The organism is Hwanghaeella grinnelliae (assembly GCF_004005845.1).
Classification (GTDB): domain Bacteria; phylum Pseudomonadota; class Alphaproteobacteria; order UBA8366; family Aestuariispiraceae; genus Hwanghaeella; species Hwanghaeella grinnelliae.
On sequence record NZ_SADE01000003.1, the window covers coordinates 144,293 to 159,804 of the forward strand.

Here is a 15,512-nt window from a genome sequence, read left to right on the forward strand (position 1 = left end):
CGTCTAAAGGGATACTTCGACCAAATATGGTCCCGGTTCGGCCAGGCCACGGCCAAACTGGTCGCACAATTCTTCCATTGTCGTGGCACGGGATGCCTGCACCCCATAACTCTTGGCCAAGTGCACCCAATCGATTTTCGGCCGGTCCAAAGACAACATGTCGACAGCGTTCCGGCCCGGATTCTGAACACCGACCTTGCGCATTTCACCCTGCAGGATTGCGTAGGAATGGTTGGCGAAAACCAGGGTGGTGACGTCCAACCCCTCCCGCGCCTGAGTCCAAAGGGCTTGGGCCGAATAGAGGCCCGCCCCGTCGGCCTGCAGCGAGACGACCTTGCGGCCCGGCGCCCCGATCGCCGCCCCGGCGGCAAGCGGCGGACCGATCCCGATAGCGCCGCCGGTAATCTGAAGCCAATCGTGTTCCGCCGCGGCATTGGTCATTGGAAAGAACTGCCGCCCGGTCGTGATCGACTCGTCCGCCACGACGGCATTGTCCGGCAACATGGCCGTCAGCATCACCGCGATCTTGTCCTGATCAATGGCGCCGGTCGGCAATGCCGGACGGTTCAATTCGTTAACAACAGGGGCGGAGCCGCGTGCACCGACCGCATCCACCAAAGCATCCAAGGTACCGACCAGGTCGTAATGCGCCTCCGCCAGCAGATGAACCGCGCAATCGTCCGGAACCAAGCGGCTGGGCGTATTGGGGTAACCGAAAAAAGCGACCGGCTCCTTCGCGCCGACCAGCACCAAGTGCTTGTAGGCGGACAGCATCGCCTGCGCCTGTTCAACCACGTAGGGGACTCGATTGACCGGCACCCGTCCGGCACCGCGCGCCACCCGTTTATTGGACAACGGCGCGAAAAGCACCGCCCCGGTTTTCGCGGCAATTCGTCCAGCGAGGTCTAGACCGTCTTCGCGCAATGCGCGGTCACCGATCATCAGCGCCACCGGCTCATCCGATTTCAGCAGCTCGGCAATCCTGTCGATCGCCTTGCCCGACGCAACAGGCGCATCCGGGATATCCGGCGCGGGTGCAGGGCCATTTGATTCGGTCCAGGCAATGTCAGCGGGCAAGATCAAGGTCGAAATCTGTCCCGGCGCGGTTTGTGCCGCCCGGATTGCATCCGCCGTATCGCGCCCGACCGTGTCTGCCGACGCGAAGGTCCGCACCCAATCGGAAACCGGCCAGGCGATTCCTTCGATATCGGTGGTGAGCGGTGCGTTATAGGCCAGATGCTCGGTCTTGTGTTCACCGACCACGTTGATCATCGGCGTCCGCGCACGGCGCGCATTGTGAATATTGGCAAGCCCGTTGCCCAATCCTGGTCCCAGATGCAGCAGTGTCGCCGCCGGTTTGTCCGCCATGCGGGCATAGCCGTCGGCCGCCCCCGTGACGACGGTTTCATGCAGGCCCAGGATGCAACGCATTTCAGGATGCTGGTCCAGGGCCGCGACAAAATGCATTTCGGATGTGCCCGGATTTGCAAAACAGACATCAACGCCCCCGGCCAGCAGCGTCTTCACCAAACTTTCCGCCCCGTTCATTACCCACTCCGTAAAAAGTTATTGCGGGCTGAACAGGGTAGCGACCCATCCCGGCCCGCCCGTTAAGGCCGGGCGGCGAGAGTGCCATGGGGGCAAGGCAAGTCCCAGTGCTTTGTTGGAAGTTTTGTTTGGACGCGTCGTCCCAAAAGCGCCTTATGCGTGACCGGAAATATAATCGCGCATCGCTTCAGTCTCATGTTCCAACTGACTGATGCGGCGTTTCACGACGTCGCCGATGGATATGACGCCGACCAACTTTTCGCCGTCATCAAGCACGGGCATGTGCCGGAATCGCCCTTCCGTCATCCGCTGCATCAGGCCGTCGGCCGTGTCATGGATTGTGCAGGTTTTCACATTTGCGGTCATAAGACTGTCGACCGTGTGGCCCATCACGTCCGTTCCATGCTCACCCAAGCCGCGAACGATATCGCGTTCGGAGAGGATGCCGACCAGATCACCGCCGGCGTCACAAACCACCACGGCACCAATCTTCATTTTCGCCAATAGGGCGACGGCCGAGGCAATCGTATCACTTGGTGAGGCCGAGACGATGTCCGGGCCTTTGAACTTCAGCATTGCAGCGACTGTCATACTCGTTTCCTTCCTGTGCTAGCAGGTCACGAATTGATACGCCGGCCCCCCGATTTCACGTCCGCATCCCAGATACGCGCTCAATGGTCCAATACTGAAAAACTGCGTCTGGTTCGCTCGTGACCTTCCCTCACCCGTCCCACTTGTTATCGATCCGTTTTCGGATCCTTTCTCCCCCGGGCGGCCGCATCGTGGCGGAGCAATCACCGGTTCGGTATCCACATAGTATCACCCGAAACCCGTTTAGCCGCAATTGCATCCCCACGGCATTCTACTTATTGACGGCACGGGACCGTTTTGTTTCCAAAGATCTGCTCTAAAAGGATGAGCCGGGCGTTTTGAGAAACGCAATCTCCTCCGCTGTCGATTCGCGGCCCATCACGTCATTCCTGTGAGGAAAGCGCCCGAAACGCGCGATTATGTCCCTATGGGCGATGGCATAGCGCAGGTATTCCGGGTTCGACAGCGACTCAAAATAGGGGAGGCTCTCTTCCTGATCGGCCAAATCCTCGCTGTGTTCGAACGGGACATAGAAAAAGACCCGCCGCTCCTCCGAAACCTCTTTGTCTTGTCCCTTTGAAATCGCCTCTCTTGCAAGCGAAAGCGCCTTACCGTCCTGCGCAAAGGCACGCGGGTCGTCCCGGAACAAATTGCGGGAGAATTGGTCCAGCACGAGGATCAGCGCCAGGGCGCCGTTCGCGGACTTCGCCCAGTCGTCGTGACCGCCGTTGGACGCCTCCTGATGGAGATCGCCAAACCGTTCTTCAATGACCCGGTCGAAATCGGCGTTCTTCTCGAACCATTGCTGGGGCGTGCTTTCCTCGAACCAGAACCGCAGAACCGACGCGCAGTCTTCCATAACTTCGTTTCCCCTTTTGTTTTTTGCGGCAATTGGCCTCGGGCCCAAGAAAGTCTCGTTTCCGCGCTCCAGTTCAATCCCGCATTGGCCAGAATTGGCCCGATTCGGCCCAATTTAACCCAAATCGCCATACTGCGCCGCCAATCCCGGGCCCAGGTGACAGAGATGGGGCCGCATGCCGCGGAATTTTTCCCAAGAAGGCGTCTTGCACCGCCCAGTTTGCAGAGCTATATAGCCGCACCGCGCCGCCCTACGGAAACGAACCGTGAGCCGGCCGGACACATGCTTGGTCGCGGAGTGTAGCTCAGCCTGGTAGAGCACTGTCTTCGGGAGGCAGGGGCCGCAAGTTCAAATCTTGCCACTCCGACCAGCAAATTTCCCCAAAAAATTGGACTTCCCGCCAGAAAGAGGTGGGCTGGTTTTCCTATTTTCTGGTCGAATGCGACCCCAGCATGACGACTTTCTCACTCGCCGCGAATACCGCTCGGTTCTTGCCACCCCGCTTGGCGGCATACAGCGCCTTGTCGCTTTTCGCCAAGAGCGTTTCCAACGTGTCGCCGTCATACGGGTAGCGGGCGATCCCAATGCTGCCGGCCATCTGGGCCTGCCCTTCCGACAGCACATACGGCTCGGCCAAACGAGCGAGGACGCGTCTCGCGACTTGGCTCGCGGTTTTTTCCCAATCCGCCGCATCCGCGAAAATCAACATCAAGAACTCGTCTCCGCCCAAGCGAACGGCCAACTCGCCGCCACGGCTGCAGGATTTCAGCCGGGCCGCCACTTCCTTCAGGGCTTCATCCCCCGCGCCATGCCCCATCGTGTCGTTGACAGCCTTGAAGCCGTCGAGATCGATATAAAAGGCAATGATCGAGAGACCTTCCCGCTTGGCGCGCGCGACGGCAACGTCAAAGAAACTCACCATGCCCAACCGGTTTGGAAGGCCGGTCAGCCTGTCTTGACGGGCAACCGCCGACATCCGGTCGAGCGCTTGCTCAGAATGGGTCAATTCAACAACAAGGTTCCGCAAGGCGTGGCTCAAATCCGCGACTTCACGGGGACTGTCATACAAAGGCATGTCCACCTGCTGCCCGGCCCGGATTTCCCGGGCGACATCGGCGATATGCGCCAAACGGTTCGTAACGCCCCCCAAGGCGAACCAGCCCAAAACCGCTATCGAGATCACCAGTCCGGTGCTGACAAGCGCCGTGAGTTGCCAGAACTCCTCGATCGGCGCAAAGGCCATCTCTGCAGGTTCCCGCGTCAAGACAACCCATCCAAGCCCGGGATAGTTCAAATGACCGTCGGCCCGCGCGAAACCGGTCAGATAGGTCTGGCCATCAGGCCATTGCTCCACGGTCCAACCGACTTCCTCTCCGTTCTTGGCACGCTGCATCGCCTTAAGGCGCAAATTGTGCCCCAGCAGGTCGTTCCCGCGGGAAAGCAGGACATCCCCGCCCGCCGAGGCAACATATAGCGAAATGCCGCGATGCGAATACGCTTCACGCAGGATCGAACGCCGAACCTCTTCCGCCCATGTCCAACTTAGATGCGCCGCCAACACCCTAGGCCCCCGGTCGTCCTTTTTCGGCAGTGAAATTGCAATATCGACAAACTTCATCGGCTCGCCGGATGGATTCGGAAGAAGCGAGGCCAGAAGCACCGCATCATGGACATCGCCGATGAAGATTCCTTTTGACCCTTCGATGAAGACGGGCCGATGAGAAATATCTTCGCCCAACAGAATGCCTTCCGACGCCGCAATCACGACCCCTGCCGGATCAAGCAGGCCAATCCAGGAAAAGGCCGGGATGGTGTTGTGCAAGGTATCGACCAGACGCTGAGCTTCAGCCACGTCGTTGCGCTGCAGAGCCTCGAGCGAGGTCAACAATTCAACCTCACCCGTACGGGAGGCCATTTCACGGTCGAGCTTATCGCTCATCTGGTAGGCGGTTTCAGCAAGCTCCGAACCGATGTTGTTTCGAAGCCGGTCGCCGATCGCCGCGGCAACCCAATACCCGATACCAAGCGCAGTCGCAGCAACGAGCAGGGCCGCCGATAAGGCTATGCGCAGACGTAGACTCATGAAGAACAACCCTCTCCGCCGGTGAGGTCACCGCTATAGCTCCTCAAGAGCCAGGCGACCGCTCAGTCTCACCGCACGAAGGATTTTAGTGGAGTTCCTGTCATCCTACTACATGCATCAGACCACATATATGGTATTATTAATGTTTTTCAGGCGGTGTTTTGTTTTTTGTCACCCCTCCGAAGGGGTTCTTTTCCGGACGCAAACTTTGTGAAGGTTTGGGATTTGGAGGCCCAATCTTTGGCATGCATTTCGTGCTTAGAGGTACTTCCTGAGATTTCCTGGCCACCGCGTTATCCATTCTGCGGGCTTCGCCCCGGTAAAATCTGCCCTTTATTGCAAACCGGCGGGGTCCACGATCCCTCTGCGGCAACCAATCGGGACGGGGTCCGCGGCGCGGATCAAGTCACCGACAGGTCGGTCAGGCGCGACCGCACCGCGCAGGCCTATTCTAATCTCCCGGAACAGCGTGCGGAGGCCGTCGGCCTTACAGACGAACGCGACCCGCGCACCGGCATCGTCACCAAAGGCCTCGTCAAACCGCGCGCGGATGTCCCAGGCATCGACACTCTTCCCAATATGACCCGCAAGGAAATCCACCACAGGGGAATTGTTGATCGCATCCGTCAGGGAAAGGGCGTCGTCGAAATAGACATCGGCCGCATCGCTCGGCGCAGCGGTCTCGGCACCGCCCTGGTCGGGCACTTGGTAACAGGTACCATGCTTAACCCATTCATGCCGGTGCAGATGACTTTCAACACCGGGCATCACCACCGCCAATCTTCCCCGCGTGTGCTCATCCACCGGCGGTTCAGGCAAGGATGACCAGCGCCCTTTTTTGTCGTGGTACAGAACCTTCTGCGGAACACCGCAATAATCGTTCCCACGCGGCTGCGGCCATAGGCCGTGCAGGGAAAGGCGCCGCGCAGCCACAGGCAATTGGCCTGCGTTCAGCCGAACACATTCAGGCTTGCCCGCACGGTATTCGCAGAATGCGGGCTGCCAGGTCAGCGCCAGAAGATTGTTTTCGGATTTCTGGGCCTGGGCGGATGCCCCGACAACCGTCACCGCCACGGCGATGAACGCCGACATTGCCGTTACGGCAACCCGCACGGCATTCACGGAGACGTTGATTGGCGACGTGAACATGGCCCTCCCGCTATGACGTACCGAGACGCGCCGGCTATGGCATCATAGTCGACGGAAAAGCAGGATACCGGCAAGGGGCATCAACGCCGGGCGGTTTTTGCGTCACCCGCGGGCTTGTTCGCCGTATTCTGTTTGATCCATTCCCGGGCTTCATGGACGCGCGAGAAAACACGGCGATTTGCCACATCTAACGACTTGCCGACGGTAATCCAATCTTGAACGACGTCCTTGCGTCCGGACTCTTCATCCACTTCCGTGACCGCAGCGATACGGAGGTTCGCGACAATCGTTTCCGGCAAGGGGTTCCCCCGCAACCCTGCGGTCAATGCCGCCGCATCCAGCTTTGTGATATCAGCCGACCGCAGATCCCAAATAATACCGCGCAGCCCATGGTTTTGCGGACTGGCGTTTAACAGGGCAAAACCATCTACTATGACCATCGGCGTCAAAGGTCCCGTAACACGGAACTCAACGACGCCGTTGGCCCAATCAATTTCCATCTTTATCGACACACGCCACCTAAAAAAAATCTGAGTGTTTATGAAAATAGGCATTTAAAAATACAAGCCGCGAAAGGACGCAGTGAACGTCCATCGCCAATGACCGGCACTGTGCCGTGAAACAATTTAAGAAGTTACTAATTTCCGGAAAATAACGCGGCGCGCCGCAGCAAGTCCAGGCACCGATCCAGCCGCCCGAAATTCACAAAATAAGCGTGAAGCGCGAAAGGTCCCGACAACGCGCAGCGTCATTTTCTATCGGATCGACATCGGATTTCGACGCGGCGATGGTTGAACAATAAAGGAATAACCTGTTCGATACTGATGACACAGAATTTCTATCATAGATAAAAGACGGGCCGGGATCATCATGGGACTCGCATATGAAAAGCCTGAGGTACAACAGGACATCCCAGGGGCCGTCAGCAAGGCGGTCCTGCTTGCCTTGGACGCCGCCTCTTCGACCACCCCCATCGGCTATGCGAAATTCGCGGCGGGATCGTTCGGCAAGATCCAGAGCATATTCAAAGACCTGAAAGGCAAGCAAAGCACAAACCCGGAAAACCTAGCCTGGATTTGGCTGTCCATGACCGTTGCCGGCGCCACGGAAGAATTCCTAAATCACCTGCGGCGACATTATCGGTTGGAAGGGGCAAAACGAGGCGCAGCGGTCGCCACCTTTACGAAGGCAGCGCTCAACCTGCCGCCCGATGCGGGGTTCGATGCCGCAGCCATTACGGTGCCCGGCACGCATGCCGCATTCCAACCGGCACGGGGCGCGCTGCAGCAATTGATCCAAGACGTTACCCGCGCGACCCAATTCGACATGCCATATTGGCTGGCTGACTTCGAACGGTGCCTGTCCTGCGCCGCCGTTTATGCGATGGTCCAGGATGCGGAACTCTTCACCCCCCTGGACCGCTATGCGGATGGCGCATGCGTAAAAGCGGCAAGCTGGATCGCGGCCTGGGACCGTCACTCCAAATGGATTCAAGACAGATTTTTGCAGGATCCAGTCTTCTCCCCGGACGGGTCTGTCACGACCCCATTGAGCGATTTGTATCTGCGCCTGCGTTGCTATTGGCATGAAGAACTGCACAGCGAGGATGAGGATACGCGCCTGAAAACACATTTGGGCGATCTTCATGAAACGGTAGAGGCGTGGCTCTATGCGCCAGGCGAGCGGCGCGACACGATCAAAACCATCGCGGGTGGACCCGGCTGCGGCAAGTCTTCCTTCGCCAAGGCCTTGGCGTCGGAAACCACCGCACGACGGCGGTTCAATGTCGTCTTCATTGAGCTTCAAAACTTCCGGTTCACCGGCGATCTCTATGACGACATCGTTACACATCTGTCACGACTCAGCCGGGTTTCTGGTGACGGCGGCTCCCCCGGTTTTCCCGAAGACCCGATAAAGCGCGCGCGGGAAACCTTCAGCCCTTTGCTGTTGATCTTCGACGGGCTGGACGAGTTGACGCATGACTCCGACAAGGCTGCGGACATTACCCGAAAATTCATCGCCAATATCCGGGACCTGTTGAACCAACAGCGGAGCGCACGATCCGATGTTCGCGCCATCGTTCTCGGCCGCAACCTTGCCGTTCAGGAAGCACTCACTGAGGCTGGCCTTCCCCGCAAGAACCTTCTGAACGTGGCCCCGATCCGCTCTTTGGATTGGAATGACTTGAGCCCTCACAATATGTACAATTCGCGGCACGATGATGATCTCGACCTCTCAGACTTCCCTGAAGATCTGATAGGAGACATGCGTCCAGCCTATTGGCAGAAATGGGCGGACTCCCAAAAATTGGAAGACAAGAGCCAACCGGACTCCATCACCCATCGGAGCCTGTCCGACTTGAATGTCGAGCCATTGCTTTTGCATCTTCTTATCCTGTCCGACTATTGCCGGGAACGGTGGCAGGAGGCTGCGGAGAACCGCAATCTTGTCTATGAGGACATTCTGAAGAAGGTTCGCCAACGCAATGAGGGAAAAGGCGCCGGTGTCCCAACACCGAACGAACGTGATTTTTTTGTATTGATGGAGTGCTTGGGCCTCGCCGCCTGGCGCGGCAATGCGCGCAGTGGCGATGAGGACACATATAATTCAATCCGTGCCGCCCATGCCAGGGGCGTGGACCAAGCCACACCCGCCGACATGAAAAGTGTGCTGCTTTTGACGCATACGCGGAAGATCGACGGCGCGAAACGCGGTTTTGAGTTCATCCATAAAAGCTTCGGAGAGTACCTTGCGGCACATGGATTGATCGCGGCAGCACGACGCAGCCACAAACGGATGACAGATAGCGATTATCCTGCGACTCGTGAGGAGATTTCAAAAAACTGGGCCGAAATCGTTGGCGCATCCGAACTTACCTATGAAGTCCTGGATTTCCTGCAGGATGAAGCCCGGCTGCTCGAAGCAAAAGACCGCGATATGGCCATACAGATCAAGGACAGCCTGCAATCCATCCTATCCTGGGTTATCCAAAACGGCATCCCTATGGCACAGGACGGAGAGAATTTCCGGGAGCTGGAGGCCCGCCAGCGCTGCGCTACCGCGGCGTTGCTGGCAACCGGCACGTCCCTTGCCGCCGCCCTTGTCTCAGCGGCCGAAAATGCCAGGCCGGAACAGGAAGATGCCTGGCGGCTGACCCTGGACTGGGGCAACATCCCCGCGATTCGCGTACTCCACACTCTCCATGCCACCACCCGACATCCCATCAGCCGGGCGCTGTATGCCTTGGGTCTCGAGCACCAAGAGCTACATTACGCGAACCTAGAAGGCGCGAACCTATTTGGCGCGAACCTATTTGGCGCGATCCTAATTGGCGCGAACCTATTTGGCGCGAACCTAGAAGGCGCGAACCTATTTGGCGCGATCCTAATTGGCGCGAACCTAGAAGGCGCGAACCTAATTGGCGCGAACCTATTTGGCGCGATCCTAATTGGCGCGAACCTAGAAGGCGCGAACCTAATTGGCGCGAACCTTAAAAAAGCCGATCTGACGGATGGCAAATTTTCGCGCGCATCCGTCAGATCGGCCGATTTTACCGACTGTATCAACCTGACTCAGCAGAAGGTCAATGACATGTTCGGTGTAAAGGCAGGGTATGGGAAAACGATCTTGCCGTCGGGCCTACACTACCCCGATTATTGGCATGAGGCATCTGACGCGGAAGAAGACAATGTGGGACTCATCAACCAATACTTCACAGCCTACCGGATTTGGATCAATCAGTTAGACGACTAAAGCCGCCCTGCCCTTGGTCTAAACCGGATCCCAGGAGAACACATCGCCACTGCGGCCCAACGGTGTCAGGCTGGCCTTGAAGGCCGGCAGGGCGCGCTCGGCGATGGCTTCGGGGGTCCAGCCTTCGGCCTTGTGGACGCTGCGGATCGGCCGTGTCTGGTTGAACAGGAACAGCTCGTTCAGACGGGCGGCGAAGATCTGGCCGGTGACCTCCTTGGCCGCGTCTGACGCCAGGAAGACCGCCAGCGGCGCATTGGTTTCGGGCGTCATCTGTTTCAGGCGTTCGATGCGTTCGGCTTCCTCCGGCGTCTTCGCCTGGATCGAACCGGTCATGCGGCTCCAAGCGAAAGGCGCGATACAATTCGACCGCACGCCGAACCGTTCCATATCCAGCGCGATCGATTTGGACAGGCCGACGATGCCGAGCTTGGCGGCGGAATAGTTCGCTTGCCCGAAATTGCCGATCAGGCCGGATGTGCTGGTCATATGGACGAAGGCGCCGCTCATCTGTTGGCGGAAGGGTTCGGCGGCCGCGCGGCTGACATAGAAACTGCCGTTCAGATGAACGTCGACGACCGCGCGCCAATCGGCCGGGTCCATCTTGTGAAAAATGGTGTCACGCAGGATGCCCGCATTGTTCACCACCACATCGACCTGGCCGAAGGTATCCAGCGCGCATTGCACGATTTTCTGGGCGCTTTCCCAATCGGACACGCTGTCGGTGCTGATCGCGGCCTGCCCGCCGCCGGCTTCGATCATCGCCTTGGTTTCCTCGGCCGGACTGGCGGAGCCGCCCTCACCGCCCAGGGAAACACCGATATCGTTGATCACGACCTTCGCGCCTGCCTTGGCCATTTCAAGCGCGATGCCGCGGCCGATCCCGCCGCCCGCACCGGTGACGATCGCAACCTTGCCTTCCAATCCCAGAATATCGGACATGTTCTTCTCCCTGCCCTTAAATGAAAATGCGTCACGCGTAATCGAGGATACCGTTGTCGATGACGACCTTGTCCCTTTCCAGCACCCGCGTGCGAAAGGAACCGTCGCGCCAGATCTCGGTCCTCAAGGTTTCGCCCGGGAAAACCACCGCGCTGAAGCGCAGGTCGATCCCCCGGAACCGGGACGCGTCGTAGTCGCACAGCGTTGCCAACAGAGCATGGGACGCCATGCCGAAGGTGCACAGCCCGTGCAGGATCGGCCTTTCGAAACCGGCCTTGGCCGCGACCGACGGCGTACGATGTAATGGGTTGTCGTCGCCCTGCCAGCGATAGAGCAGCGCTTGCTCCGGCCTGACGGCGCCATCAAAGGTGAAATCGGGTTCCGTTTCCGGCATCGAGTGAGGCGTTTTCACCGGACCGGCCGAGCCGCCAAAACCACCATCCCCGCGCAGGAAGACCGTGCTGCGGGTCGTCGCCAGCAGCGTCCCGGTATCACCGTCCCGCAGTTCCTTTTCCCAATAGAGCAGCGCGCCGCGCCCTTCCCCCTTGTCGACAAGCCCGGTCACGCGGGTCTTGCCGACAACCGTACCGGAGGCCGGACAGGGGGCGTGGATGGTCATCCCCTGTTCGCCATGAACAAGGCGGACGGCGTCGACGCCGGTCTTGGGATCCGAGAGCCAGAAACCGGGATGGCCGAGTACGACTGGAATAGACGGAAAGGGATCGACGGATTCGAAACCGCCGACATAACGCAATTGCCGCTCGTCCATCGGGTCCTGCCCAAGACCAACGGATAAAGCATAGAGGGCATATTCCTGCGGTCCGACCGGTTGGCGGACTTCCGGCAGGTCGATGTTCAGCAGATAATCGGGATCAATCGCCATGGCTGTCCCCTTCCAGTCCCGTATCGGTTTCAACAACGGCATCCAGCATGAAGGCGCCGCCTGACCCCGGCATGGCCATGACCGGATTGATATCGATCGATTTCAGGCGCGGGCCGGCCGCCGCCGCGAAGGCGGACAGCTTGGACAGCATCGCCGCAAGGGCATCGATATCCACCGGTTCGCGCCCGCGCGCGCCGGTCAGGATCGGACTGCCCTTGATCGATAGAATCATCTTCCGCGCTGTGGCTTCGTCGAAGGGGCATCGGTGTATGACGACGTCGTTCAGGATTTCGACGAAAATACCGCCCAGGCCAAAGGCCGCGACCGGGCCGAAAGCGGGGTCGCGGTTGACGCCCAGGAAGCATTCGGTCCCGCCATCCAACTGTTTGGCAACCAGAACGCCGGTCACCCGCGCCTTGGGCGCATGGGTCTTGGCCGCGTCGAGCAGCGCGTCATAGGCCACCGCCACATCCTCGGCGGATCCGATGTTCAGGCGTACCCCGCCAATCTCGGACTTGTGCAGGATATCCGGCGACAGGACTTTCATGACCACCGGGAAACCGATTTCCTCTGCTGCGGAAACCGCTTCTTCCTTCGTCTTGGCCGCGACTTCCGGCGCGGCGGCAATGCCCGCGGCGGCCAACAAAGCCTTGGACTGAAATTCGTCCGGTGTGTCTTTCGGCAGATCGACCACGGGCAGCGCCTGTTGCGGCGCTTTGCCCGCGGCCGCGGCAGCGAAGTTGTCGCCGACGATACCCATGGCATGGATGGCGCGTACCGCACGACTACCGTCCTCGAAGACCAGAAAGCCCGCCTCTTCATATTGTTTGACGATATCGGGCGGGGCGACGACGCACAGCACCATCAACCGGTCGGGATATTCCTGACGGATCGGCTTCAAGGCCTCGATCACGCTGGGCACCAGGACCGGCGCGCCGCCGACGCTGGTGAAGAACCCGCAGATCGACGTGTATCCCCCCTTGTCCAACGCGGCGCGGGTAAACTTTTCCATCAGGCTCGGTTCATTGATCGCCTGGGCCGTCGCATCCAGCGGGTTGACCGGCGAACTGATCGGCAGCAGCTCCTTCAATTCCTTCTGCGCGTCTTCCGGCATCGGCGGCATGGACAGGCCAAGGGTTTCCGCCTCGTCGCTGGCGACGATCCCGCCGCCGCCGCTGATCGTGATGAAGCCCATAGTGTTGTTGCTGGGATAGATCCGCTGATGGGCGCAATAGGCGAAGTCCAGCATGTCCTCTGTCTGGTCGACACGGATTGCGCCGTATTCCGCAAGCACCGCATCCGCCACGGCGTCGTCGCCGGTCAGGGTCGCGGTGTGCGACTGCGCCGCCGCCGCGCCCAAGGTGCTGCGCCCCACCTTCATGACGAAGACAGGCTTTCGCGCCTCACGCGCAAGTTCCAGCGCTTCCAGCAGTCGGTCCGGTTCGTTGAACCCTTCCAGATAGGCGCAGATGACTTCCACTTCGTCGCTCTGCGCCATCCACCCTATAGCGTCGCCGACGGTAATATCGGCCTCGTTCCCCGTGGCGACCAGGACTGAGGCGCCAAGCCCCCGATTCCGCGCAACCGCGAAAAGATGCGTGCCATAGGCGCCGGACTGACTGGCGATTCCGATATTACCCGGAATCGGATAACCGCTATCCAGAGAAGAGCTGAAAGTCCCATAATACCCATTCAGCGCATTGAAGGCGCCCAATGTGTTCGGCCCCAGCAATCGAATGCCGTAGCGCTTCACGGTTTCGATCAATTTCACTTGAAGGTCTCGACCCTGATCGCCCAGTTCCGCGAAGCCTGCAGAGAACAGGGTAACGCAACCGCATCCCTTCTTGCCGAGCTCTTCGATAACCGGAATGACGTCTACCGCCGGAACGGCGACGATCGCGGAATCCGGATTGCCCGGAAGGTCCGCAACGGACTTGTAGCATGGCAGGCCCTGGATCTCGTCACGGTTCGGATTGACCGGCAGGATCGTTCCCTTGAACCCCGCCTTGAGCATCGACGAAATCGGCCGACCACCGATCCGGATCGGGTTGGCCGATGCACCGACCACAGCCACCGTTTCGGGCGCCAGCAGTTTGCTCAGAGAAGAAAAATCATACGCCACGAAGGTATCCTCACCCTGTTTTTATATTGTATTCCCGGAACCCAGCAATGACGTAACTTGGCTGGATAGCGTTCCCCCATTGCCATGCAGAAGGGCTACGTCGCAATCGGCCACCTGGCGCTCACCCGCGTCGCCGCGTATTTGCGTTACGGCTTCGGCGATCAGGAACATGCCGTACATGCCGGGATGCACGCAGGACAGCCCGCCGCCATTCGTGTTCACCGCCAAACCGCCACCGGGCGCGATACGGCCGTCTTGGACGAAACGGCCGCCTTCCCCTTTCGGGCAAAAGCCGAGATCCTCCAAAAACAGGATCGTATTGATGGTGAAGGCGTCATAGAGCATGGCCAGGTCGATGTCGGAATGGGTCACGCCGGCCATGTCGAAGGCACGCGGCCCGCTGTCCGACGCCGCGGTTACGGTCAGGTCAGGCATGGCGACGATGGACCGGTGCCAATTCGCGCCCGCCCCGCCCAGGAAATAAACAGGCTTTTGTTTCAGGTCCCGCGCCCGGTCCGCGCGTGTCAGGATACACGCGGCCGCGCCATCGGTGACAAGGCAGCAGTCGAGCTTGGATAGGGGATCGCTGATCATCCGGCTGTTAAGAACGTCTTCCCGTGTCAGGGGGCCGCGCGCGAAGGCATCCGGGTTCATATTCGCCCAGGCGCGGGCGGATACCGCGACATCGGCCAACATTTCCCGCGTCGTGCCGAATTCATGCATATGCCGGCTGGCCGCCAGCGCATAAGCGGTGATCGGGTGCCGAGGCTGGTAGGCGACTTCATGCCAATTCGGCTCAGCGGCCGAGACCAGCTTTCCGCTGGCCGTCCGCTGGTTCGACCCGTAACAGATCAAGGCAGTGTCGCAGAGCCCCGCTTCCAGGGCCAATGTCGCCTGCAGCAAATGCATCTCGAAACTGGATCCGCCAACATTGGTGCTGTCGAAGAACTTCGGTTTGATGCCCAGATATTCCACCACATTCATGGAGGCCAAGGCATGTTGGCTCATCGCAGTGAAAACGGAATCGATGTCCGCCAATTTCAGCCCGGCATCCTCGATCGCCGCCAAGGAGGCCTGCGCCATAAGATCAAGGGCGGAGAAGCCCGGAGCCTCGCCCATGCCGGCGGTTCCGAGACCGACGATGGCTGTTTTTCCACGCAGGGAAGTCATTGGGCGCCCTCCTTGTCCTGGGCGGGATCGAACACGACACGGGCTTGTTCACCCGTTCCCTCCACCCGCGCGGCAACCTTAGTCCCAATCGGAAGGTCGATGTCGCCGGCGATGGTCGACATCATGCGCGGACCTTCTTCCAGGTCTATTAGGACGATACTGGTATCGCCCTCGCGCCCGCGCTTCATGGTCGCGGCGTAAACGGTGCCCCGGCCGGTAGCTTCCACCCATTCCAGGTCCTGCGCGCCGGATGGGGCACAGACCCGCGGGTAGAACACATATTCGCCTGTGGATTTGGATCTCTGAATCATGAAGCGTCCCTGTTTCAGGAACGCTTCATAGGCCGCTTGCGGGCCCAATGCGCCATCCGCTTTGTTATTCAATGCTTCCTCCCTTGGACGGCGTAACTTCAACG

At 59.5% G+C, this 15,512-nt stretch carries 12 protein-coding genes and 1 tRNA gene; 2 read left to right on the top strand and 11 right to left on the bottom strand.

The window, feature by feature from the left end:
• Window positions 1-3: 3 nt before the first annotated feature.
• The 3 genes from EOI86_RS17720 to EOI86_RS17730 all read right to left on the bottom strand — a co-directional run bounded on the left by EOI86_RS17720 (window position 4) and on the right by EOI86_RS17730 (window position 2,998).
• Entirely contained in the window at window positions 4-1,548 is a 1,545-nt protein-coding gene (locus EOI86_RS17720; RefSeq protein WP_127766758.1) for an acetolactate synthase large subunit, read from the bottom strand.
• Window positions 1,549-1,701: 153 nt separating this feature from the next.
• Window positions 1,702-2,139, bottom strand: coding sequence for a CBS domain-containing protein (locus tag EOI86_RS17725; RefSeq protein WP_127766760.1), 438 nt, complete (start codon window positions 2,137-2,139; stop codon window positions 1,702-1,704).
• A gap of 316 nt (window positions 2,140-2,455) precedes the next feature.
• Window positions 2,456-2,998 carry a DUF924 family protein gene (locus EOI86_RS17730; RefSeq protein WP_127766762.1) on the bottom strand — a complete coding sequence of 181 codons (543 nt, stop codon included), beginning with the start codon at window positions 2,996-2,998 and terminating at the stop codon, window positions 2,456-2,458.
• 293 nt (window positions 2,999-3,291) lie between these two features.
• Between EOI86_RS17730 and EOI86_RS17735 the strand changes: the two genes are divergently transcribed.
• A tRNA-Pro gene (locus tag EOI86_RS17735) sits at window positions 3,292-3,368 on the top strand.
• Window positions 3,369-3,422: 54 nt separating this feature from the next.
• On the opposite strand, the gene EOI86_RS17740 is transcribed toward EOI86_RS17735, so the two are convergent.
• The 3 genes from EOI86_RS17740 to EOI86_RS17750 all read right to left on the bottom strand — a co-directional run bounded on the left by EOI86_RS17740 (window position 3,423) and on the right by EOI86_RS17750 (window position 6,670).
• Window positions 3,423-5,081 carry a diguanylate cyclase domain-containing protein gene (locus EOI86_RS17740; protein ID WP_127766764.1) on the bottom strand — a complete coding sequence of 553 codons (1,659 nt, stop codon included), beginning with the start codon at window positions 5,079-5,081 and terminating at the stop codon, window positions 3,423-3,425.
• Window positions 5,082-5,414: 333 nt separating this feature from the next.
• The gene (locus tag EOI86_RS17745; protein ID WP_127766766.1) at window positions 5,415-6,230 is read right to left on the bottom strand and encodes a ribonuclease T2 family protein; all 816 of its coding nucleotides are present in this window, start codon (window positions 6,228-6,230) and stop codon (window positions 5,415-5,417) included.
• 80 nt (window positions 6,231-6,310) lie between these two features.
• Entirely contained in the window at window positions 6,311-6,670 is a 360-nt protein-coding gene (locus EOI86_RS17750; RefSeq protein ID WP_127766768.1) for a hypothetical protein, read from the bottom strand.
• A gap of 430 nt (window positions 6,671-7,100) precedes the next feature.
• On the opposite strand from EOI86_RS17750, the gene EOI86_RS17755 reads away from it, so the two are divergent.
• Window positions 7,101-9,983 (top strand): pentapeptide repeat-containing protein, encoded by a 2,883-nt coding sequence (locus EOI86_RS17755; protein ID WP_127766770.1) that lies wholly within the window; start codon window positions 7,101-7,103, stop codon window positions 9,981-9,983.
• Window positions 9,984-10,001: 18 nt separating this feature from the next.
• On the opposite strand, the gene EOI86_RS17760 is transcribed toward EOI86_RS17755, so the two are convergent.
• Genes EOI86_RS17760 through EOI86_RS17780 form a run of 5 tightly spaced genes read right to left on the bottom strand, consistent with a single transcriptional unit; the run spans window position 10,002 to window position 15,480 of the window.
• Window positions 10,002-10,922, bottom strand: a complete 921-nt coding sequence (locus EOI86_RS17760) for an SDR family NAD(P)-dependent oxidoreductase (RefSeq protein WP_127766772.1) — start codon at window positions 10,920-10,922, stop codon at window positions 10,002-10,004.
• A 31-nt stretch (window positions 10,923-10,953) separates the two neighbouring features.
• Complete coding sequence (locus tag EOI86_RS17765) at window positions 10,954-11,805, bottom strand: MaoC/PaaZ C-terminal domain-containing protein (protein WP_127766774.1); 852 nt, start codon at window positions 11,803-11,805, stop codon at window positions 10,954-10,956.
• Window positions 11,795-13,927 carry an acetate--CoA ligase family protein gene (locus EOI86_RS17770; RefSeq protein ID WP_127766776.1) on the bottom strand — a complete coding sequence of 711 codons (2,133 nt, stop codon included), beginning with the start codon at window positions 13,925-13,927 and terminating at the stop codon, window positions 11,795-11,797. The genes EOI86_RS17765 and EOI86_RS17770 overlap by 11 nt, the downstream gene beginning before the upstream one ends.
• A gap of 21 nt (window positions 13,928-13,948) precedes the next feature.
• Entirely contained in the window at window positions 13,949-15,097 is a 1,149-nt protein-coding gene (locus EOI86_RS17775; protein WP_127766778.1) for a thiolase, read from the bottom strand.
• Window positions 15,094-15,480 (bottom strand): Zn-ribbon domain-containing OB-fold protein, encoded by a 387-nt coding sequence (locus EOI86_RS17780; RefSeq protein WP_127766780.1) that lies wholly within the window; start codon window positions 15,478-15,480, stop codon window positions 15,094-15,096. The genes EOI86_RS17775 and EOI86_RS17780 overlap by 4 nt, the downstream gene beginning before the upstream one ends.
• Between the last annotated feature and the right edge of the window lie 32 nt (window positions 15,481-15,512).

Excerpts from the sequence above, each read along its gene's own strand:
- EOI86_RS17750 (WP_127766768.1), bottom strand. The coding sequence starts at position 6,670 with ATGGTCATAGTAGATGGTTTTGCCCTGTTAAACGCCAGTCCGCAAAAC.
- EOI86_RS17730 (WP_127766762.1), bottom strand. The coding sequence starts at position 2,998 with ATGGAAGACTGCGCGTCGGTTCTGCGGTTCTGGTTCGAGGAAAGCACG.
- EOI86_RS17775 (WP_127766778.1), bottom strand. The coding sequence starts at position 15,097 with ATGACTTCCCTGCGTGGAAAAACAGCCATCGTCGGTCTCGGAACCGCC.
- EOI86_RS17745 (WP_127766766.1), bottom strand. The coding sequence starts at position 6,230 with ATGTTCACGTCGCCAATCAACGTCTCCGTGAATGCCGTGCGGGTTGCC.
- EOI86_RS17720 (WP_127766758.1), bottom strand. The coding sequence starts at position 1,548 with ATGAACGGGGCGGAAAGTTTGGTGAAGACGCTGCTGGCCGGGGGCGTT.
- EOI86_RS17725 (WP_127766760.1), bottom strand. The coding sequence starts at position 2,139 with ATGACAGTCGCTGCAATGCTGAAGTTCAAAGGCCCGGACATCGTCTCG.
- EOI86_RS17740 (WP_127766764.1), bottom strand. The coding sequence starts at position 5,081 with ATGAGTCTACGTCTGCGCATAGCCTTATCGGCGGCCCTGCTCGTTGCT.
- EOI86_RS17765 (WP_127766774.1), bottom strand. The coding sequence starts at position 11,805 with ATGGCGATTGATCCCGATTATCTGCTGAACATCGACCTGCCGGAAGTC.
- EOI86_RS17755 (WP_127766770.1), top strand. The coding sequence starts at position 7,101 with ATGGGACTCGCATATGAAAAGCCTGAGGTACAACAGGACATCCCAGGG.
- EOI86_RS17760 (WP_127766772.1), bottom strand. The coding sequence starts at position 10,922 with ATGTCCGATATTCTGGGATTGGAAGGCAAGGTTGCGATCGTCACCGGT.